This window comes from Streptomyces sp. NPDC102437 (assembly GCF_044765565.1).
Lineage (GTDB): Bacteria > Actinomycetota > Actinomycetes > Streptomycetales > Streptomycetaceae > Streptomyces.
In genome coordinates this window covers 140776-161048 of record NZ_JBIWKI010000012.1, presented here as the reverse complement: position 1 = coordinate 161048, position 20273 = coordinate 140776, and the positions used below count along the sequence as shown (strand labels likewise).

The window sequence follows — 20273 nt, the reverse complement described above, 5'->3', positions numbered from 1 at the left end:
ACGCATCGGGCCCTGCCGACTGTTGGAGCGCTTTTGGCCTGCGCGTGGCAGAACGGCCCGGTACGCGGCTCGCGCTTTGCCTTTCAGAGCAGTCCTTTGCCTTCCGCAGGACCGGTTCGCGCCGCGTTCTTTGCCGCGACGACCGCGTCGAACACTTCGCGCTTGGGCAGCCCCGCGTCGGCGGCCACGGCGGCGATCGCCTCCTTGCGCCGCTCCCCCGCCTCCTCGCGCACCCGCACCCTGCGTACCAGCTCCTCGGCGTCCAGTTCCTCGGGTCCGGACTCGGCCGCGCCCTCGACGACGACGGTGATCTCGCCGCGTACCCCTTCGGCCGCCCAGACGGCCAGTTCGCCCAGCGGGCCGCGCTTCACTTCCTCGTACGTCTTGGTCAGTTCCCGGCACACGGCGGCCCTGCGCTCGGCGCCGAAGACCTCGGCCATCGCGGCGAGGGTGTCGTCGAGCCGGTGCGGGGCCTCGAAGAAGACCATGGTGCGGCGCTCGTCGGCGACCTCGCGGAGCCGGCCGAGCCGTTCGCCGGCCTTGCGGGGCAGGAAGCCCTCGAAGCAGAAGCGGTCGACGGGCAGCGCGGACAGGGCGAGTGCGGTGAGCACGGCGGACGGGCCGGGGACCGCGGTGACCTTGATGTCCTTCTCCACGGCGGCGGCCACCAGCCGGTAGCCGGGGTCGGAGACGGACGGCATCCCGGCGTCCGTGACCAGCAGGACCCGGGCGCCGCCGGTCAGAGCCTCGACGAGTTCGGGCGTACGGGCCGACTCGTTGCCCTCGAAGTAGGAGACGACCCGTCCCGTGGTGTGGATGCCGAGCGCCTGGGTGAGGCGGCGAAGCCTGCGGGTGTCCTCGGCGGCGACGACGTCCGCCGTCTCCAGCTCGGCGGCGAGGCGCGGCGGGGCGTCCGCCACATCGCCGATGGGGGTTCCTGCGAGTACCAGCGTTCCAGTCGTTCCAGTCACAAAGCCATCCTCCCAGCACGGGCGACAGCGTTCGCACAGATGCGTTCCCTACGATGGCGCGGTGACGAGTACTGCGCCCGAAGCCCGGAAGGGCCAAGACGCCGGGGAACCGCACGGCGAAGCACCGGCCTCCTGGCAGCAGCGGCTGCGCCGCTTCGGCCATTCGCCCCGGCCCGGGATCGGGCTGCGCGAGCGGCTTGTCCCGCCGTACACCAGGCCCGGCATCCAGTTGTGGGCGGTGCTCGGGATCTCACCGCCGATGGCCGAGCGCCTGGTGCGGTGGTCGGCGTGGGGCGGTCCGCTGCTGGTGGCGCTGGTCGCGGGGGTGCTGCGGTTCTGGAATCTGGGCAGCCCGCACGCGCTGATATTCGACGAGACGTACTACGCCAAGGACTCCTGGGCCCTGATCAACCAGGGGTACGAGGGCGACTGGCCCAAGGACATCGACAAGCTGATCCTCGCGGACCCGTCGAAGGTGGACGTCCCGGTGGACCCGGGCTATGTCGTGCACCCGCCGGTCGGCAAGTGGGTCATCGGGCTCGGTGAACACTTCTTCGGGTTCACGCCGTTCGGCTGGCGGTTCATGGTGGCGGTGCTCGGCACGCTGTCGGTGCTGATGCTGTGCCGGATCGGCCGGCGGCTGTTCCGCTCGACGTTCCTGGGCTGCCTGGCGGGCGTGCTGCTCACCGTCGACGGTCTGCACTTCGTGATGAGCCGCACCGCGCTGCTCGACCTGGTGCTGATGTTCTTCGTGCTGGCGGCGTTCGGCGCGCTGCTGATCGACCGCGACTGGGCCCGGCGCAGACTGGCCGCGGCGCTGCCGGTCGACGAGGAAGGGGTGCTGCGCCCCGACGCGGGGGTCGCGGAGAACCTGCGGCTGGGCTGGCGGCCCTGGCGGATCACCGCGGGCCTGATGCTGGGGCTGGCCTTCGCCACCAAGTGGAACGGCCTGTACATCCTGGCCGGCTTCGGCCTGATGACGGTGCTGTGGGACGTCGGCGCGCGTCGCACCGCGGGTGCGGTCCGGCCGTACCTGGCGGTGCTGAAGCGGGATCTGGTGCCGGCGTTCGTCTCGACGGTCCCGGTCGCGCTCCTGACGTACCTCGTCTCCTGGACCGGCTGGATCGTCACCGGCAAGGGCTACTACCGGAACTGGGCGCAGACCGACGGCCGGGGCGGCAACTGGACCTGGCTGCCGGACTGGCTGCGCAGCCTGTGGCACTACGAGTACCAGGTCTACGAATTCCATGTGAACCTGACGTCCGGCCACACCTACCAGTCCAATCCGTGGAGCTGGATCGTGCTGGGCCGGCCCGTCTCGTACTTCTGGGAGGAGGAGCCGGGCTGCAAGGCGTCGGCGACCGGCAAGTGCGCGCGCGAGGTGCTGGCGATCGGGACGCCGCTGCTGTGGTGGGCGGCGTGCTTCGCCCTGGTGTACGTGCTGTGGCGGTGGTTCTTCCGACGCGACTGGCGGGCGGGGGCGATCGCCTGCGGCGTGGCGGCGGGCTGGCTGCCCTGGTTCTTCTACCAGGAGCGGACGATCTTCCTCTTCTACGCGGTCGTGTTCGTGCCGTTCCTGTGTCTGGCGGTGACGATGATGATCGGCGCGATGCTGGGCCCGGCGGCCGGGACCGGGCACAAACAGGAACTGGGCCTGGGTTCCGGCGATCCGACGGGCGAACGGCGGCGGACGCTGGGCGCGATCGGCGCGGGCGTGCTGGTCCTGCTGATCATCTGGAACTTCATCTACTTCTGGCCGATCTACACGGGCACGCCGATCCCCGACGGGTCGTGGCGTGACCGGATGTGGCTGGACACCTGGATCTAGCTGGGTGAGATCACCGAGAGGCCACAGTCATCGACTGCGGCCTCTCGGTGGTTGTCGGTCGTCATCGGCGCCCATCGGCCGCCCCCGGGCGGCCCTGCCGACGGCATGGCATCCTGGACGACCTGTCCGCCCACAAGGGCGACAAGATCTTCACGATCGCAGCCTGACCAACCCGGCGACCAATTCGGTCACGGCCGTAGGGCCTCTCATTCGGATCATGCCGGGCTGATCCGAACGAAAGTTCCTAGCCGCAGGTCAGGTCCTTCGCGGGCAGCCGACCCGTGGTCAGGTACCGCGTGACGTCGGCGCCCGCACAGGACGGGCCGGCCACCACCACGCCGTGGCCCTCGCCGCCGGCCACCGTGATCATCCGCGCACCGTGCAACGCCCGACGCATGCCCTGCGCCATGGCCAGCGTCGCCTGCGGGTCCCACTGGTTCTGCACGATCAGCGCGTTGACGTCGTTGTTCACCACGGTGGCCGGCTCGCGTGCCGCCGACTTCCAGAACGCGCACGGCTGAATGTTGGCCCCCAGATCGCCGGCCAGCGGGTACTTGGCTCGGTCCCGGATCACGTCCCGGCGGTACTGCTCCGGGTTGCGCGGCCAGCTGGGGGTGTCGCCGCAGAAGACGGCCCATACGGCGGCGGACGAGTTGTCCGCCGGAACGTCCGCGGTGAACGCCCCCGCCTCTGCTTCGGCGGACCGGACCGGGGCGGAGTCGTGCACCGCCGACGCGGTCGAAACTGCCGACGCGGCCAGCGTGGCCGGCGCGGGCGATCCGCCCTCGGCCGCGGCCTTCAACCCGACGATCCACGGGGTGACGGCCTCGACGTGGACGAACGCGTTGTACTCGGAACGGATGGCGCCGCCGCTGAGCGCCCCGCCCTCCGTCGGGATGGGCGTGCGGTCGGCACGGGCGATGAGATCCCAGTACGTCTTCCGGACCTCCGCCGGAGTCGAGCCCAGCCCGTACGTGGCGTTGCGTGCGGCGGCCCACTCGGTCCACCGGGTGAAGGCGAGTTCGGCCCCCGCCGACCATCCCCGGAACGTCCCTCGCCACGCGAGCGTCGGATCGAGCGCGCTGTCGAGCACGAACCGGTCCGAGCGCTGGGGGAACATCTGCGTGTAGACGGCGCCCAGGTACGTGCCGTACGAGTACCCGAAGTAGGAGATCTTCCTCTCCCCCAGTGCCGCCCGGACGACATCCATGTCCCGGGCTGTGTTGCGCGTGGTGATGTGCGGCAGCACGTCCCCCGCCTTGGCCCAGCACTTGTCGGCCACCGTCCGGGCCCAGGCCACGTCCTTCGCGAACGTCCCTGCGGTGTAGGGGTGCCGGAAGGCCTGCTCCTCGTCCGTCAGGTCGCAGCCGATCGGCGCACTCTGCCCTACCCCGCGCGGGTCGAAGCCGATCAGGTCGTACCGCTCTCGTACCTGCGCCGGCAGCAGCGGCTCCATCTCCGCGGGCATGGTCAGCCCTGGAACGCCCGGCCCCCCGGGATTCATCAGCAGCACGCCCCGCCGCTCCTTCGCGCTGCCCGCCTTGATCCGCGATATGGCGAGGTCGATCTTCCGGCCCCCGGGGGCGCTGTAGTCCAGCGGCACCTTGACCTTCGCGCACTCCAGAGCCGCCGGCTGGCCCGTGTCGCAGCGTTCCCAACGGAGTTTCTGCTGCGCGTACTGCTGGAGCGGATCCCCCGCCGCGAACGCCGTCACGGGGGTGAGCGCTGCCATCACGGTCGTCACCGCGCCGACCGTCAGCACGGAAATCGTTCGAGCGCCTCGTAGAGCCATGCCAGTCCTCTGTACAGAATCAGTTTCTCGGATCGCCTCCAGTCTCTTTTCCGCCCCCTCGTGCCTCGTACGACGCGGGGATGGGCTTGTGATCCAACTCGTGGCGTAGGCGGCACACCGACCTCCTGCTGGAGTCCTGCCCCTTGTCGTTCATCTCTCCGGGTAGGCGGCCATCAGCCGGCTACCGGCCGTCGTGCCGTGGACACCCCGGCCCGCAGCGCGGCAAAGGCACAGGCGGCCGCAGCGTCGACGGCGCGGCCGGTCTCTGTGTCATCGGCGCCCGGGCGGGAGCGGGTGAACACGGTTGCCGCGTTCCGGCATCCGCCGGGGTGGGGGACGACGCCGACCTTGTTGCGCACCATGCCGACCGGAGCCGCTCCTCGCGACCGCCCTCACCGACGGACGGAAGCCAACGACAAGGCGGCGTCGCCCAGTTGATTCCGTGCCGCCATCCGCACCCGCACGCGGGCAGCAGGGGTCCGGTGTGATCGACCCATGCACTGGATCGGCCGTGTCGCAGGTGGTGGTACGGGCTGGGCGCCCGACCGGTGGCCAAGTTCTTGTCGGCGGCGAGCCACTCGGGAGCGGCGGTGGCGGGCCGGGCCGGCGCGTCGGCCCACTCGGCACTGCCCTCTGCCTTCCGGACTTGTCGGAGCAGCGCGCGAATCCCGCGCCCCCCTAGGGGTTAGGGGAGGGATACCCGGCGTCGCACGGCGCGCCCGAGGGCACCACATGAGTCCCCCTTGGAAGGAGGCCGTCCTCGACCGGCCATCAGCCTCTGCCCGCCGAACAGGGCCAGGTTTCGATCACGTCCGCAACCATCAAACCTTCCCCGGAGCAGCGGCCGCATCAGCGACCCGGTAATACTCACCTGCCAGGATCACACGCTACATCTCCAGGCGGTTCGCGACATCGGATTCGGGACAGATATCGCGTTCCGATAACAACCGCCCCCGTCCTCACTACGGTCCCGTAGGGTGCCGAGCGACACTCCTTGAACACGTTCAAGGGGGACTCCTGGGGAGGGGGACTGCAGCGATGCGCAGTGGAGCGAAGGTTGCGATAGTCGGCGGAGTGTTCGCGGTCGTGGTCGGTGGGGTGGGCTACGGGGCGTACAACATCCTGGACGGGCTGGGCGGTGGCGGAGACGGTACGGACCGCAAGTCCGCCTCCGCCGAGGTGAAGACGGGCCCGGTCACCAAGGCGGAGATCGAGGACGCGTCGAAGAAGTTCCTCAAGGCGTGGGCGGACGGCGACGCGGACGTCGCGTCCCAGCTCACCAACAACGCGGCCGAGGCCGGACCGGCTCTCACCGGCTACCGAGACACCGCCCACGTCACCGAGGCGGTGATCACCCCGGGCCCGGCGGTCGGCGCGAAGGTGCCGTACACGGTGAAGGCGACCGTCTCCTTCGAGGGCAGGTCCAAGCCCTGGTCGTACTCCGCCGAGCTGACCGTGGTGCGCGGACTGACCACCGGCAGGCCCCTGGTGGACTGGGCCCCCACCGTGATCCACCCGGACCTGACGGACGGCGCGTCGCTCCGGACGGGGGAGGCCGCGGCCCCGGCGATCGACGCCCTCGACCACAACGGCAGGCCGCTCACCAAGGAGAAGTACCCCTCGCTGGGCTCGATCCTGGACGCGCTGCGCGAGAAGTACGGCGAGAAGGCCGGCGGCACCGCGGGCATCGAGACCGTGATCGAGAGCGCGGACGCGGGCAGCCCCGACAAGACCCTGCTCACCCTCACCAAGGGCCGGCCGGGCGAGCTGCGGACCACCCTGGACGCCAACGCCCAGGCGGCGGCCGAGACGGCGGTCAAGAAGTTCAGCCAGGCGTCCGTCGTCGCGGTCCAGCCGTCCACGGGTGCGATCCGCGCGGTCGCCAACAACCCGGCCACCGGCTTCAACGCGGCGATGCAGGGCAAGCAGGCCCCCGGTTCGACCTTGAAGATCGTGACGGCGGCGATGCTGATCGAGAAGGGGCTCGCCTCGGCCGGTCAGAAGATCGAGTGCCCGCCGACCGCGACGTACTACGGCCGCACCTTCAAGAACCTGGACGACTTCTCGATCCCCGACGGCACCCTGACGACCAGCTTCGCCCGCTCCTGCAACACGGCCTTCATCAAGCTGATCGACGACACGAAGGACGACGCGGCGCTCGCCAAGGAGGCCCGCGACGTCTTCGGCATCGGCCTCGACTGGCAGACCGGCGTGGTCTCCGCCGACGGCAGCGTGCCCGAGGAGACCCAGGGCGAGGCGGCCGCACAGTACATCGGCCAGGGCACGGTCCAGATGAACGCCCTCAACATGGCCTCCATCACCGCCACCGCGAGGACCGGCACCTTCCGCCAGCCGGTCATCGTGGACCGCGAACTCGACGGCCGCCCGATCGCCACCGCCGCCCGTTCACTGCCCCCGTACGTTTCCCAGCAGCTCACCAACATGATGCGCCAGACGGCAAGTTGGGGCACCGGCAAGGCGGCGATGGCCTCGGTCGGCGGCGACAAGGGCGCCAAGACCGGCTCGGCGGAGGTGGACGGCCAGGCCACGTCCAACAGCTGGTTCACCGGCTTCAGCAACGACCTGGCCGCCGCCGCGGTCGTCCAGGCCGGCGGCCACGGCGGCGACGCGGCGGGCCCGGTGGTGGCGGCGGTGCTGCGGGCCGGATCCTGAGAACTGGGCCCGCGCGGAACGACGTCGCGTGCCCCGTACGACGTTCGCTAGCGTGCGGGGCATGAGCACTCCTGACACCACCGCCGCCGAAGCCCACCCCCGATTCGCCGAGGCCCTGCGGGAGCTGGGCCTCGATGTCGAGGTCCGCCGGTTCCCGGAAGCCACCCGTACCGCCGCCGAGGCCGCCGCCGCGATCGGCTGCGAGCTCAGCGAGATCGTCAAATCGCTGATCTTCGAGGCCGACGGCGTCCCGGTGCTGGTCCTGATGGACGGCTCCTCGCGCGTCGACGTGGAGCTCGTACGCGCGGAACTGGGCGCCGGAAAGGTCAAGCGGGCCGGGGCCGACCTGGTCCGGGAGACGACCGGTTACGCGATCGGGGGCGTGCCGCCCTTCGGGCACCGTACGAGGACCCGGGTGCTGGCCGACCGCGGACTGCTGGACCACGACGTGGTGTGGGCGGCGGCGGGCACCCCGCACACCGTCTTCCCGCTCGACCCCAAGTCACTGATCGGGCACGCCGGCGGCACCGTGGTGGATGTGCGCGAGCAGTCGAAGTGACACCGCTGGTCGCGTTCGCGGTCCTGGTCGCGGCGGTCACGCACGCGAGCTGGAACGCGATCGCGCACGCGATCAAGGACCAACTCCTCTCCTTCACCCTGATCTCCGGGGGCGGGCTGCTGATCGGCGCGGCCGGCGCCTGTTTCGTGCCGCTCCCGGCCGCCGGGGCCTGGCCGTATCTGCTGGTCTCGGCCGGGCTTCATGTGGCGTACATGCTGCTGCTGATGCGTTCGTTCACCCTGGGCGACTTCGGACAGATGTACCCGATCGCCCGGGGCACGGCCCCGCTGGTGGTGACGGTGCTCGCCGCGGTCTTCGTCGGCGAGCGCCCGGACGGCTGGGCCACGGCCGGGGTCGCGGTGGCCTCGGCGGGGCTCGTCGGGCTGGCCCTCTGGGGCATCCGGGGTTCCGGCAGGCGCCCGGACTGGCCGGCGCTGCTGGCCGCCCTCGCGACCGGTCTGGCCATCGCCGGGTACACCACGGTGGACGGTGTCGGGGTGCGCGCCTCGGGCACCCCGCTCGGTTACATCGCCTGGCTGATGATCCTGGAGGGGCTGGCCATCCCGGCCTACGCGCTGTACCGGCGCCGGGGCGAACTCGTGCCTCAGCTGAAGCCGTTCGCCGCACGCGGGCTGCTGGGCGCGGCCCTGTCGGTGACGGCGTACGGCCTCGTTCTCTGGGCCCAGACGCGGGCGGCACTGGCTCCGATCGCGGCCCTGCGGGAGTCGTCGATCATCGTCGGAGCGGCCATCGGGACGCTGTTCTTCAAGGAGCGGTTCGGCGCACCACGCATCGCGGCGGCCGGGCTGATGGTCGTCGGCATCGGGCTGATGCTGCATACGAGTTGAGCACGGCCCCAACGGCAGTACCTCGCGAAAGAACGTGACACATCGCGGGTCGATCGTCACGTTTCAATCGGGGTGTACGGAGAGGGTGTACGTGTAGTCGCTGTCGGAGACGACGACGTGTGGTCGCTGTCGGGGACGACAACGAGCAGCGGATTGCCGCTCTTGATGTGCGCCTGGGCCGCTTGCCGGCCCCGCCGGTCCTCGTGCCAGGCACAGAGCTCGGCGGGGCGGTCGGGCGTCCGGCCCGCGCGGGCCGGCTCAGCTCACCGGGACCGGTGCCGGGCGGGCCGATGTGTCCTCGGTGGCCGGGGCCGCCGGGGGTGTGGGCCTGGCGGCCGGACGCAGGAGCACGGCGCAGGCGAGGGCGGCCAGCAGGGCGAGTGAGGCCGAGACGGTCAGGCACAGCCGCATGCCGTCGAGGAAGGAGTCGCCCAGGGCGGTCAGCGCCGGTCCGGTGGCGGCGTCCAGGTCGAGCCCGGCCACGGCGCCGAGTCCCTGCTCGCGGGCGGTGTCCAGGACGCGGTCGCCGGCCTCGGCGGGCACTCCCGCGCCGGCGAGACGGCCGGGCAGCGCGTCGAGGGCCCGGGTGGTCAGCAGGGCGCCGAGCACGGCGGGGCCGAGGGCGCCACCGACCTGGCGGAAGGCGTTGTTCCCGGCGGCGGCCATCCCGGCCAGGTGGTAGGGGACGGAGGACACCGCGGAGGCGGTCATCGGGGTGAGTACGGCGCCCATGCCGAGGCCCAGCAGGGCCAGCCGCCAGACGATCGAGCCGTAGGAGGTGTGGGCGTCGACGCCGGTCAACGAAAGCATCGCGCCCGCCGCGACGACCAGGCCCGTGGTGATCAGGACCCGGGCGGAGACCCGGTGCATCAGGCGTCCGACGGGCAGGCCCGCGACGAGGGACACCCCGGACACCGTCACCATCCGCAGCGCCGCCTCCATCGTGGTCAGGTGCTGGACCATGCCGAAGTAGAGGCTCAGCACGAAGAAGAAGCCGATCAGCCCGAGGAAGCTGATCATGGCGACCAGGGCGGTGGCGGTGAAGGCCGGGCTGCGGAACAGCGCCAGGTCGAGCATCGGGCTCGCGCTGCGGCGCTCCACGACGACGAACGCCACGGCGGCCACCGCGCCGAGCACCAGGGCCGTCACCACGGCGGGCTCGCCGAAGCCGTCCGCGCCGCCCTCGATGACGCCGTAGACGACCGCGGTGACAGCGACGGCCGCACTGATCTGTCCGGGCCAGTCGAGCCGACGGCCGTGCGGGGCGCGTGAGTCGGGCAGCCGGAACGCCGCGACGACCAGCACGATCAGGGAGACCGGCACGGGCAGGAGGAAGATCCAGCGCCACGCGACATTCTCCAGCAGCGCACCCGCTATCAGCGGGCCCACGGCGAGCGAGGCCATCAGGGACATGGCCCACAGGCCGATGAACCTGCCCCGCTCCCGGTGGTCGGGGACCGCGTGACTGATCAGGGCCAGCGTCGTGGGCAGCAGCGCCGCCGCCCCCAGCCCGGAGACGGCCTGCCCGGCCCACAGGGCCTGCACCGAGTCGGAGGAGAGCGAGATCGCCGCGCCCAGCGCACAGAGCGCCATGCCCGCCTGGAAGACCCGCTTGCGGCCGTGGACGTCGCCCCACACCCCGGTGGTCAGGATCAGCGCGGCCATCGGCAGCACGAAGGCGTCCGAGACCCAGGACAGCTGGGACGTGGAGGCGCCCAGGGCCCGCTGGATGGCCGGCAGGCTCACCGACACGGTGGTCACGGGGAGGTAGGCGACGAAGACGCCCAGGCAGGCCATGACGAGCGTGGCGCCCCGCCCCGATCTGCGCTGTCCTGATCCGTCCTGCGTCGTTGCGGAATTCACGAAGAGGTTCCTTCTGCTGCGGAGATGGGTGCCGCGCGGGCCGAATCACCCGCAAAGCCGCCGACCAGCTTCGCCCCGGCCATCTGTGAATCCCCAAGCGATCCCGGCGAACGTCACAGAACCGCTGCATGCAGTCGTCGGCGTGTGACGATTCATCCATGCCTGACGATCTGGACCGCAAAATCATCCATGGACTGAACTGCTCGCCGCGGGTCTCCTTCCGCCGCCTCAGCGAGGTCGTCGGGGTGTCCGAGCAGACCGTGGCGCGCCGCTACGGCGCCCTGCGCCGCGCCGGCGTCATCCGCGTCGTCGGGCTGAGCAGCCCGGCCGCCCACGGCCGGTCCGAGTGGATCGCGCGGCTGCGCTGCCGCCCGGACGCCGTGGGGCCCCTCGCGGATTCCCTGGCCCGCAGGCCGGAGGTCGCGTACACGAGCATCGCCTCGGGCGGTTCGGAGATCATCTGCATCATCCGTTCGCCCGCCGGGACCGCCCACGACGACGTGCTGCTGCGGCAGCTCCCCCGGGCGGCCTCGGTCCTCGACCTGAACGTCGACCTCCTCGTCCACGCCTTCGGTTCCCCCGACACGGCCGGCTGGACCGGGCGGGAGGGCTCGCTCACCGACGAGCAGGTGCGGCTGCTGACCGCGGAGCGCCCCACCCCCACCGGGCCCCCGCTCACCCCGACCGAGGAGGACCGCCCGCTCCTCCAAGCACTGGCGGAGGACGGCCGCGCCTCCCACACCCGGCTCGCGGAGGCCACCGGCTGGTCCAAGCCGCGCGTGGCCCGCCGGCTGGAGGCTCTCGAAGCGACCGGCTCGCTGGTCTACGACATCGACACCGTGCCCGAACGCCTCGGCTACGAGCTCAACGCCACTCTCTGGCTCCAGGTCGACCTGCCCCGGCTCCAGGAGATCGGCGAGGAGCTCAGCGGGCACGACGAGTGCGCCTTCGCCGCGGCCATCAGCGGCAAGCACAACATCATGGCCGTGGTCATCTGCAAGGACACCCCGGACTTCTACCGCTACCTCAGCGGCCGCTTCGCCCGTACCGAGGGCATCAGGGGCTACGAGATCAGTGTGCGCGTGCGCCGTCTCAAGCAGGCCGCCTCCCTCGTCCTCAACGGGCGACTCATCCACCCCGCGCTCGCCTGACGCGGGCCCGGGGCGGACCGGGCCCGCTTCGGTCAGACCCCCGAAATCGCCTGCCGGAACCCGTAGTTCGTCGCCGTCAGGCCGCCGTCCACGCGCAGTGTCGTCCCGGTGATCCAGGCCGCGTCACGCGAGGCGAGGAAGGCGACGGCGGACGCGATGTCCTCCGGCTCGCCGACCCGGCCGAGCGGGTAGAGGGCGCTCACCCGGGTCAGTTCGGCGTCGCGGCCCGCCCAGGCGTCCGTGCGGATGGTGCCGGGGGCGACCAGGTTGACGCGGACGCCGCGCGGCCCCGCGTGGCCGGCCAGGGTGCGGGTCAGGCCGGCCAGGCCCGCCTTGGCCGCGCTGTAGCCGTGGTTGCCGAAGTCCTGCTCGCCGTTGACCGAGCCGATGTTGACGATCGCGCCCCGGCCGGAGGCCACCAGGTGCGGGAGGGCGGCGCGGGCGCAGCGGTAGGGGCCGGTGAGGGTGACGTCCAGGTCGCGCTGCCACGCCTCGTCCGGCTCGTCCTCGAAGAGCGGGGCGTCGGTGGAGCAGACGTACGCGTTGTTCACCAGCACGTCCAGGGAGCCGAAGGCGGCGACGGTGTGGGCCACGGCCGCCTCGACCGCAGCCCGGTCGGCCACGTCGCAGGGCAGCGGCTCGGCGGTGCCGCCCGCCTCGCGTATCGCGGCGGCGGTGCGCTCCGCGCGGTCGCCGTCCAGGTCGGTGACCAGGACGCGGGCGCCCTCCGAGGCCAGTCGGCGGGCCGTGGCCGCGCCGATGCCCCGGCCCGCGCCGGTGATGAGTACGCCGTATCCGTCGAACCGTGGACCAGCAGAGCCTTGAGGAGTCATATCGCCGACCGTACTGCCCTGACCAGGGCCTGGGCGCGGGGATCGGCGGTGACTCCCTTCTGCAGACCGTTCGTCACATAGCCCAGCGCGATGCCGGATTCGGGGTCGGCGAACCCGAGGGAACCGCCCCGGCCGGGGTGGCCGAAGGAGCCGGGGGCGAGCAGCGGGGCCGCCGGGCCGTGCAGCATGTAGCCGAGGCCGAAGCGGGTGTTGACGACCAGGACCCGGTCGGGGCCCGCCGACTCCTCGGTGCGGGCCAGGGTGAGGGTGGCCGGGGCGAACAGCCGGTGGCCGTCGACCGGGCCGATCATCGCGGCGTAGCAGCGGGCCAGCGCACGGGCGGTGGCGATGCCGTTGGAGGCGGGGAGTTCGGCCGCCCGGTAGCCGGGATCGTTCTCGTCGGGGAGCGGGTCGATGGCCCCGAAGGCGCGGCGGGTGAGGGACTGCGGGTCGCGGTAGGCCTCGCTGACCGAGCGCTTGGGGCGCAGCCGCAGGACGCCGCCGTTGCCGCCGTCGCCCGCGGCGGGCGGCTCCACGGGGCCCACCCGGCCCACCCGGTGCGCCTCGTCCGCCGGGAGGCCGAACCAGAAGTCCAGGCCGAGCGGGCGGGCGATCTCCTCGGCGATCCAGCGGCCGACGGTGCGTCCGGTGACCCGGCGCACCAGTTCGCCGATGAGCCAGCTGTAGGTCTGGGCGTGGTAGCCGTGGTCGGTGCCGGGCTCCCACTGGGGGCGCTGGGCGGCGACGGCCTGCGGTCCGCTGGTCCCGTCGGCCGATTCGGAGGGGGTCAGCGGGCAGTCGAGCGCGGGGATGCCGGCCCGGTGGGCGAGGAGGTGGCGCACGAGTACGCGTTCCTTGCCGGCCGCCTTGAACTCCGGCCAGTAGGTGCCGACCGGGGCGTCCAGGTCGAGCTGGCCGCGCTGGTGCAGCAGCAGCGGTACGGCGGCGGCGATGCCCTTGCCCGCCGAGCGGACGATCTGCACGGTGTCGACGGCCCAGGGTTCGACGCCGTCGACGTCTCTCGTGCCGGCCCAGAGGTCGACGACCTTGTGCCCGTCCCGGTAGACCGCGACGGCCGCGCCGCGTTCGCCGCGCTGCTCGAAGTTACGGATGAAAGCATCCCGGACCGGTTCGAATCCGGGCGCCGCCGTGCCCCGTACGTCCACGCCTGCTCCTGCGCTCCCGCTCATCCCCCCATGGTGCATCCCGTCGCAGGTCGCGGGTATGGCGGGTCACCCCGTGTTCACAGTCGCGGAACATCCGGCGTGACGGAGCGCGGGTCGAAGCCGAAGGGCAGCTCCAGGCGGTGCTCGCGCATCAGCTTCTCGTCGCAGAGCAGGTCCTGGGTGCGGTCGTCGGCGGCTATGACGCCCTCGCTGAGGATCACCGCGCGCGGGCAGAGCTCCAGCGCGTACGGCAGGTCGTGGGTGACCATGAGCACGGTGACGTCCAGGGACCGCAGGATGTCGGCGAGTTCGCGCCGCGAGGCCGGGTCCAGGTTGGAGGACGGCTCGTCCAGGACGAGGATCTCCGGCCGCATGGCGAGGACGGTGGCGACGGCGACGCGGCGGCGCTGGCCGAAGGAGAGGTGGTGCGGCGGCCGGTTCGCATACTCCGCCATGCCGACCTGCTTCAGCGCCTCGGTGACGCGTTCCTCCAGTTCGGCGCCGCGCAGCCCGGAGGCGGCGGGACCGAAGGCGACGTCCTCGCGGACGGTGGGCATGAAGAGCTGGTCGTCGGGGTCCTGGAAGACGATGCCGACGCGGCGGCGGATCTCGGCGAGGTTGCGCTTCTCGACGGGGAGGCCCGCGACCCGGACGGTGCCCGCCCCGGCGTCGAGGATGCCGTTGAGGTGGAGCACGAGGGTGGTCTTGCCGGCGCCGTTGGGGCCGAGCAGGGCGACGCGTTCGCCCCGGGCGACCGAGAGGTCCACTCCGAAGAGCGCCTGGTGGCCGTCGGGGTAGGCGTAGGCGAGGCCGCTGACTTCCAGGGACGGCGCGGGGGCGGAGGGCTGACTCATAGGGTCCATCCCAGCAGACAGATCGCGAGGGCCAGCACGGGGAGTACGGCGGCGTGGGCCCACTGGGTCCGGGAGGCGGTCACCTCGTCGATGACCGGCATGGAGCCGGCGTAGCCGCGGCTGACCATGGCGAGGTGGACGCGTTCGCCGCGCTCGTACGACCTGATGAACAGGGCGCCCGCCGATTTGGCCAGCACCCCCCACTGCCGTACGCCGCGCGCCTCGAAGCCGCGGGAGCGCCGGGCGATGGACATCCGGCGCATCTCGTCGGTGATCACATCGCCGTACCGGATCATGAAGGAGGCGATCTGGACGAGCAGCGGCGGAAGCTTGAGCCGCTGGAGGCCGAGCAGCAGCGAGCGCAGTTCGGTGGTCGAGGCCAGGAGCACGGACGCGGCGACGCCGAGGGTGCCCTTGGCGAGGACGTTCCAGGCACCCCAGAGGCCGGGGACGCTGACGGAGAGGCCGAGTACGTGGGTCTGCTCGCCGGGCACCACGAACGGCATGAGCAGCGCGAACGTGACGAACGGCACCTCGATGAGCAGCCGCTTGAGCAGGAAGCCCGCCGGAATGCGGGCGTACGCGGCGACCGCGCCGAGCAACGCCGCGTACAGCGCGAACGCCCACATCGACTCGCGCGGCGTGGAGACGACGACCACGACGAAGCAGAAGGCGGCGGCGATCTTGCAGTGCGGCGGCAGGTCGTGGATCGGCGAGTGACCGTGCCGGTAGAGCTTGTGTGCGTGACCGGCGCCCATGTCAGACGGATTCCTTCTCGGCCGCGGGGGCGTCCGGTGTGCGACGGCGGCGGACCACGTAGAAGACTCCGCTGCCGACCACGACGGTGGCGGCGACGCCGATCACTCCGGCGAGGCCGCCGGAGAGCCGGGCGTCGGAGACGTCCTTGACGCCGTAGTCGGCGAGCGGGGAGTCCTTGGCCGCGTGTTCCTCGGTCTTCTTGTCGATGCCCTGGTCGGCGGCGACCTTCTCCAGGCCGTCCGGGTCGGCGGAGGCGTAGTAGGAGACGAAGCCCGCCAGGACGAGGGCGGTGACCAGGCCGGCGGCCCAGATCCCGCGGTGGGACCGGGTGGCGGCGGCCGGGGCGGCCGGCTGCGGGGCGGGGGCGTCGACGAGTTCGCCGTCGACCCGGAGCTTGAGCGAGGAGGTGAGTCCGCGGGCACCGTGCACCAGGTCGGGGCGTACGGCGATGACGGCGCCGACGGTCAGCGCGGTGATCACGGCCTCGCCGATGCCGATCAGGAAGTGGACCCCGACCATCGCGGTGAAGACCTTGCCGATCGGGATGTCGGTGGTGCCGCCGATCCAGTAGATCAGCGTGAAGGCGCAGGCCGCGGCCGGTACGGACACCAGGGCGGCGACGAAGGACGCGACGGTCACGGAGCGGCGGGTCCTCGGAAGCACCCCGAGCAGCCCGCGGAAGAGGGCGTACGCGACGACGGTGGTCACGATGCCCATGTCGAGCACGTTCACGCCGAGCGCGGTGAGGCCGCCGTCGGCGAAGAGGATGCCCTGCATGAGCAGGACGACGGTCACGCAGAGCACGCCGGTGTACGGCCCGACCAGGATCGCGGCCAGCGCCCCGCCCAGCAGATGCCCGCTGGTGCCGGCCGCGACCGGGAAGTTCAGCATCTGCACCGCGAAGATGAACGCGGCGACGAGACCGGCGAGCGGCGCGGTGCGCTCGTCCAGTTCCCGCCGGGCACCCCGCAGGCTGACGGCGACCGCACCCGCGGCGACGACTCCGGCGGCGGCGGAGACGGGCGCGTCGATGAATCCGTCGGGTACATGCATGGGGGGCTCTGCTTCCTGCGGTCCTGGCGTCGCTGCGGACGATGACGGTGATGGTGGGCACGGCATCGGCAATGTCGTGAACCGCTCAATGATAGGACCTTGTTGCAAAGCCTTCGCAAGAGCGACTGCGTCACAACTGCCCGTCAGGGCTGCCCGCCGCGCCTCTTGACGGAAATATGGGACATTGGATGACGAAGTAGTACGCACAGGAGGAGTCGTGCCATGCCCCCCGTGATCCATGAGCAGGCAGAAGCCTGGCTCGTCAACGACGCCGACGACCTCCCGGCCGTCCCGGTCGACCTGCTGTACGACGCCGACAACGACCCGCGCACCGTTCATGTCTCCTTCCCCGGCGGCGACGACTGGGCGTTCGGACGCGATCTGCTGGAGGGCGGACTGCGGGCCCCCACCGAGCGCGGCGGCATCCGCGTGTGGCCCTGCGGACGGACGCAACTGGTCGTGGAGAACCACTCGGCGGACGGCGTCGAGGTGGTGCAGTTCGACAGTGCGCCGCTGATCCGCTTTCTGCACCGTACGCACGCCGGGAACACCAAGCCCCCCGCGCACGCCTGACGGAAGCCCGCCCGGCGAAAACCCGCATGACAGAAGCCCCCGTGCCGGCCACTGGCTCGCACGAGGGCTCCGTCGTCGCCCCGGTCCCCCTCCCCACAGGTAACCGGCACTTCCGGGGCCGCGCTCCGCTCGGACGCGGCCCCGGAGGCTCTTACGGTTCGGCTCAGACCCGGGTCAGCTCGCGCTCGCCCCCGGTGTCACCGCCAGGCGTCTCGTCGAGCTGCTCGCGCAGCCCCTCGCCCTCCACGTCCACGTTCGGCAGGATCCGGTCCAGCCAGCGCGGCAGCGACCAGGCACGGTGGCCGAGCAGGGCCAGGACCGCGGGCACGATCGCCATCCGGACCACGAACGCGTCGAAGAAGACGGCGATGGCGAGCGAGAAGCCGATCATCTTGACCATCTGCTCGCTGGAGCCGATGAAGCCGGCGAAGACCGCCATCATGATCACGGCCGCGGCCGTGACGACCCGGGCGCCGTGCCGGAAGCCGGTGACGATCGCCTGGCCGGGCTTCTCGCCGTGCACGTACGCCTCGCGCATCCGGGTCACGAGGAAGACCTCGTAGTCCATCGCGAGGCCGAAGACCACGCCCACCATGAAGATCGGCATCATCGACATGATCGGACCGGTCTGCTCCACCCCGAAGAGCGAGCCGAGCCAGCCCCACTGGAAGACCGCGACGACCGCGCCCAGGGCCGCGACGACCGAGAGCAGGAAGCCCAGGGCCGCCTTCAGCGGCACCAGCACCGAGCGGAAGACCACCATCAGGAGCAGGAAGGCCAGGCCGACGACGAGCGCCAGGTACGGCAGCAGCGCGTCGTTCATCTTCTGCGAGAAGTCGATGTTCATCGCGGTGGAACCGGTGACCAGGACCTCGGCCCCGGTGTCGGACTTGATGTCCTTGCCCGCGTCCCGGATCGAGCGGACCACGTTCTCCGTGTCGACGGAGCTCGGCCGCTCCTTCGGAACGACGGTGATCATCGCGGTGTCGCCGGCCTTGTTGAACTGGGCCGGGGTGACGGCGGCGACGCCCTTGATGCCGGAGATCTCGTCGGAGACCTGCTTGGCGGCGGTCTTGCCGTCGGAGCTGTCCGCGGTGTCGACGACGACCATCAGCGGCCCGTTGAAGCCGGGGCCGAAGCCCTCGGAGAGCAGGTCGTAGGCGCGCCGCTGGGTGGTGCTGGTGGGCTGGGAGCCGTCGTCGGGCAGGCCCATCTCCAGGGACGCGGCCGGTACGGCGACCGTGCCGAGGCCGATGACGCCGACCAGCAGCACCCAGACCGGCTTGCGGAGCACGAACCGTGCCCAGCGGGTGCCCATGTTCGGCTTGTTTTCGGCCCCACCCGGGGTCCCGGCCCCGTCCGACGCCTCGGCGGCCTTGCGCGCCTTGCGTCCCATGACCCGCTTGCCCGCGAAGCCCAGCAGTGCGGGGACCAGGGTGAGCGCGATCAGTACGGCGATGGCGACCGTGCCGGCCGCGGCGAAGCCCATCTTCGACAGCATCGGGATGTTCACGACGGCGAGGCCGACCAGCGCGATGACGACGGTGAGACCGGCGAAGACGACCGCGGAACCGGCCGTGCCGACGGCCCGTCCGGCCGCTTCCTCGCGCTCCCGGCCCTCGGCCAGCTCGGCGCGGTAGCGGGAGACGATGAACAGCGCGTAGTCGATGCCGACCGCGAGGCCGATCATCATCGCGAGGGTGGACGTGGTGGAGCCCAGGTCCAGCACGTTCGCCAGCGCGGTGATCGTCGAGACACCGATGCCGACCCCGATCAGGGCGGTGAGCAGCGGCAGCCCGGCGGCGATCAGCGAACCGAAGGTGATGACCAGCACCACCGCGGCGATGGCGACACCGATGATCTCGGTGACCCCGGTCTCCGGGATCACCATGAGCGCGTCACCGCCGATCTCCACGGTCATCCCGCTCTTCTGCGCCGCGTGGCCCGCGTCCTCCAGGGCCTCCCGGGTCGCGTCGGTCAGTTCCATCGAGCTGACCTTGTAGGAGACCGAGACGTACGCCGTGGAGCCGTCCTTGCTGACGGCACCGGCGGTGTACGGGTCGGTGACCGAGGCGATCTGGCCGGAGCCCGACTTCAGCTCGCCGATGACCTTGTTCACCTCGGCCTTGTTCGCCGGGTCGGTCATCTTCTCGTCGCCGGGGGCCTTGAAGACGACCCGGGCGCTCGCACCGTCGGCACTGGCCCCGGGGAAGCGCTGTTCCAGCAGGTCGAAGGCGCGCTGCGCCTCCGTGCCCGGAATCGAGAAGGAGCTGGAGGTGGCGGTGGACGCGGAGGCCGCGCCGACTCCGGCGAGCGCCAGCAGCGCCACCCAGATCAGGGCGACATAGCGGCGGCGCCGGAAGGCGAGCCGTCCGAGCTTGTAGAGGAATGTGGCCACGGAGGGGTACTCCCGGGTCAGGTCGTGAGTGGAAATGGGCGCGTGGAACCAGCCCGACGACGAGAGCGGCGTGTCAGGTGGGGCTTGGGGAGGGCCCGTACGGAAGGACCGCACGGGGCCGTACGGAGGGGACCGCACGGAAGGGCGTACGGAGGGGACCGTACGAAGGGGCCGGGCCGCACGGGGCGGCCCGGGGCTCAGACTCCGAGGGAAGGGAGAACCACGGAGTCCACGTAGTCGATGAGGAACGCCTGGTCGACGGCGCGGTCCTCGACCAGCTGCCGGGCGGCGAAAGCACCGATCAGCATGTGCGGTACGTATTTCAGCGCCGGATTGTCCGGACGCACCTCGCCCCGGTCCACGGCTCGGCGCAGCAGTTCGTCGAGGCCGGTCATCTCCGGCTCGACCAGCAGCTCCCGCAGGGCCTGGTGCAGATCGGGATTCTCGTGGACGGCATGGCTCAGGCCCCGCATCAGCGCGGAGTCCTTCTCCATCTGACAGTCGTCGGAACGGCTCAGTACGGCGTGGAAGTCGCCTCGCAGCGATCCGGTGTCGATCTCCGAGAGGGAGACCGGCTTGTTGTGCCTCAGGGCCTTGACGACCAGCTCCGGCTTGCTCCCCCACTGGCGGTAGAGGGTGGCCTTGCTGGAACGGGTGCGGGCGGCGACGGCGTCCATGGTCAGGGCGTCGTAACCGACCTCGCGGAGCAGGTCGAGCACGGCGTCGTACAGCTCGCCCTCGCGCTCGGGCGTGAGCCGGGTGCGGGCCATGTGTCGACCTCCTGTTCGGGTGCTCGTACTTCTATCACTCGTACATCTGCCACTCGTACGTCAGTCAATCGAACGAAACTGTTTCGTACACATCAACGTTACCCCGCTCTCCCAGCGAAACGAAATCGTTTCGCTTGTGTTCCGCACCACAGCCGATTCGCCACTACGAGTTGCCGGGGCCC

17 protein-coding genes are annotated in these 20273 nt (G+C 71.3%); 6 read left to right on the top strand and 11 right to left on the bottom strand.

The window, feature by feature from the left end:
* Positions 1-83 precede the first annotated feature (83 nt).
* Complete coding sequence (gene rsmI / locus ACIRJP_RS17785) at positions 84-971, bottom strand: 16S rRNA (cytidine(1402)-2'-O)-methyltransferase (protein WP_404174455.1); 888 nt, start codon at positions 969-971, stop codon at positions 84-86.
* A 61-nt stretch (positions 972-1032) separates the two neighbouring features.
* Between rsmI and ACIRJP_RS17780 the strand changes: the two genes are divergently transcribed.
* Positions 1033-2799, top strand: coding sequence for a dolichyl-phosphate-mannose--protein mannosyltransferase (locus ACIRJP_RS17780; RefSeq protein WP_404174452.1), 1767 nt, complete (start codon positions 1033-1035; stop codon positions 2797-2799).
* Positions 2800-3043: 244 nt separating this feature from the next.
* Here ACIRJP_RS17780 and ACIRJP_RS17775 read toward each other — a convergent pair whose 3' ends face one another.
* Positions 3044-4543 (bottom strand): alpha/beta fold hydrolase, encoded by a 1500-nt coding sequence (locus ACIRJP_RS17775; RefSeq protein WP_404174449.1) that lies wholly within the window; start codon positions 4541-4543, stop codon positions 3044-3046.
* A gap of 221 nt (positions 4544-4764) precedes the next feature.
* On the bottom strand, positions 4765-4953 hold the full coding sequence (locus ACIRJP_RS17770; RefSeq protein WP_404174446.1) for a hypothetical protein: 189 nt from the start codon (positions 4951-4953) through the stop codon (positions 4765-4767).
* Positions 4954-5629: 676 nt separating this feature from the next.
* Between ACIRJP_RS17770 and ACIRJP_RS17765 the strand changes: the two genes are divergently transcribed.
* From ACIRJP_RS17765 to ACIRJP_RS17755, 3 genes are all read left to right on the top strand, one after another.
* Complete coding sequence (locus ACIRJP_RS17765; RefSeq protein ID WP_404174443.1) at positions 5630-7264, top strand: penicillin-binding transpeptidase domain-containing protein; 1635 nt, start codon at positions 5630-5632, stop codon at positions 7262-7264.
* Between the two features lie 61 nt (positions 7265-7325).
* Positions 7326-7823, top strand: a complete 498-nt coding sequence (locus ACIRJP_RS17760) for a YbaK/EbsC family protein (protein WP_266732272.1) — start codon at positions 7326-7328, stop codon at positions 7821-7823.
* The gene (locus tag ACIRJP_RS17755) at positions 7820-8671 is read left to right on the top strand and encodes an EamA family transporter (protein WP_404174440.1); all 852 of its coding nucleotides are present in this window, start codon (positions 7820-7822) and stop codon (positions 8669-8671) included. Before ACIRJP_RS17760 ends, ACIRJP_RS17755 begins: the two co-directional genes overlap by 4 nt.
* A gap of 258 nt (positions 8672-8929) precedes the next feature.
* Here ACIRJP_RS17755 and ACIRJP_RS17750 read toward each other — a convergent pair whose 3' ends face one another.
* Positions 8930-10534 carry an MFS transporter gene (locus ACIRJP_RS17750; protein ID WP_404174437.1) on the bottom strand — a complete coding sequence of 535 codons (1605 nt, stop codon included), beginning with the start codon at positions 10532-10534 and terminating at the stop codon, positions 8930-8932.
* Positions 10535-10692: 158 nt separating this feature from the next.
* Between ACIRJP_RS17750 and ACIRJP_RS17745 the strand changes: the two genes are divergently transcribed.
* A complete protein-coding gene (locus ACIRJP_RS17745; protein WP_404174434.1) occupies positions 10693-11685 on the top strand; it encodes an Lrp/AsnC family transcriptional regulator in 993 nt (330 codons plus the stop codon).
* 32 nt (positions 11686-11717) lie between these two features.
* Here the strand turns inward: ACIRJP_RS17745 and ACIRJP_RS17740 are convergent, their stop codons facing one another.
* From ACIRJP_RS17740 to ACIRJP_RS17720, 5 genes are all read right to left on the bottom strand, one after another.
* A complete protein-coding gene (locus ACIRJP_RS17740; protein ID WP_404174431.1) occupies positions 11718-12518 on the bottom strand; it encodes an SDR family NAD(P)-dependent oxidoreductase in 801 nt (266 codons plus the stop codon).
* Positions 12515-13684: a serine hydrolase domain-containing protein gene (locus ACIRJP_RS17735; RefSeq protein ID WP_404174634.1), complete on the bottom strand. Its 1170-nt coding sequence runs from the start codon at positions 13682-13684 to the stop codon at positions 12515-12517. Before ACIRJP_RS17735 ends, ACIRJP_RS17740 begins: the two co-directional genes overlap by 4 nt.
* A 77-nt stretch (positions 13685-13761) precedes the next feature.
* Positions 13762-14538, bottom strand: a complete 777-nt coding sequence (locus ACIRJP_RS17730; RefSeq protein ID WP_404174428.1) for an energy-coupling factor ABC transporter ATP-binding protein — start codon at positions 14536-14538, stop codon at positions 13762-13764.
* Positions 14535-15296, bottom strand: a complete 762-nt coding sequence (cbiQ, locus tag ACIRJP_RS17725) for a cobalt ECF transporter T component CbiQ (RefSeq protein ID WP_404174425.1) — start codon at positions 15294-15296, stop codon at positions 14535-14537. The genes ACIRJP_RS17730 and cbiQ overlap by 4 nt, the downstream gene beginning before the upstream one ends.
* A gap of 1 nt (position 15297) precedes the next feature.
* Positions 15298-16350, bottom strand: a complete 1053-nt coding sequence (locus ACIRJP_RS17720) for an energy-coupling factor ABC transporter permease (RefSeq protein ID WP_404174422.1) — start codon at positions 16348-16350, stop codon at positions 15298-15300.
* Between the two features lie 222 nt (positions 16351-16572).
* Between ACIRJP_RS17720 and ACIRJP_RS17715 the strand changes: the two genes are divergently transcribed.
* The gene (locus ACIRJP_RS17715) at positions 16573-16923 is read left to right on the top strand and encodes an SsgA family sporulation/cell division regulator (protein ID WP_404174419.1); all 351 of its coding nucleotides are present in this window, start codon (positions 16573-16575) and stop codon (positions 16921-16923) included.
* A 163-nt stretch (positions 16924-17086) separates the two neighbouring features.
* On the opposite strand, the gene ACIRJP_RS17710 is transcribed toward ACIRJP_RS17715, so the two are convergent.
* Together ACIRJP_RS17710 and ACIRJP_RS17705 are read right to left on the bottom strand one after the other, a co-directional pair.
* Positions 17087-19321: an MMPL family transporter gene (locus ACIRJP_RS17710; RefSeq protein ID WP_404174416.1), complete on the bottom strand. Its 2235-nt coding sequence runs from the start codon at positions 19319-19321 to the stop codon at positions 17087-17089.
* A gap of 197 nt (positions 19322-19518) precedes the next feature.
* On the bottom strand, positions 19519-20091 hold the full coding sequence (locus ACIRJP_RS17705) for a TetR/AcrR family transcriptional regulator (RefSeq protein ID WP_404174413.1): 573 nt from the start codon (positions 20089-20091) through the stop codon (positions 19519-19521).
* Positions 20092-20273 lie beyond the last annotated feature (182 nt).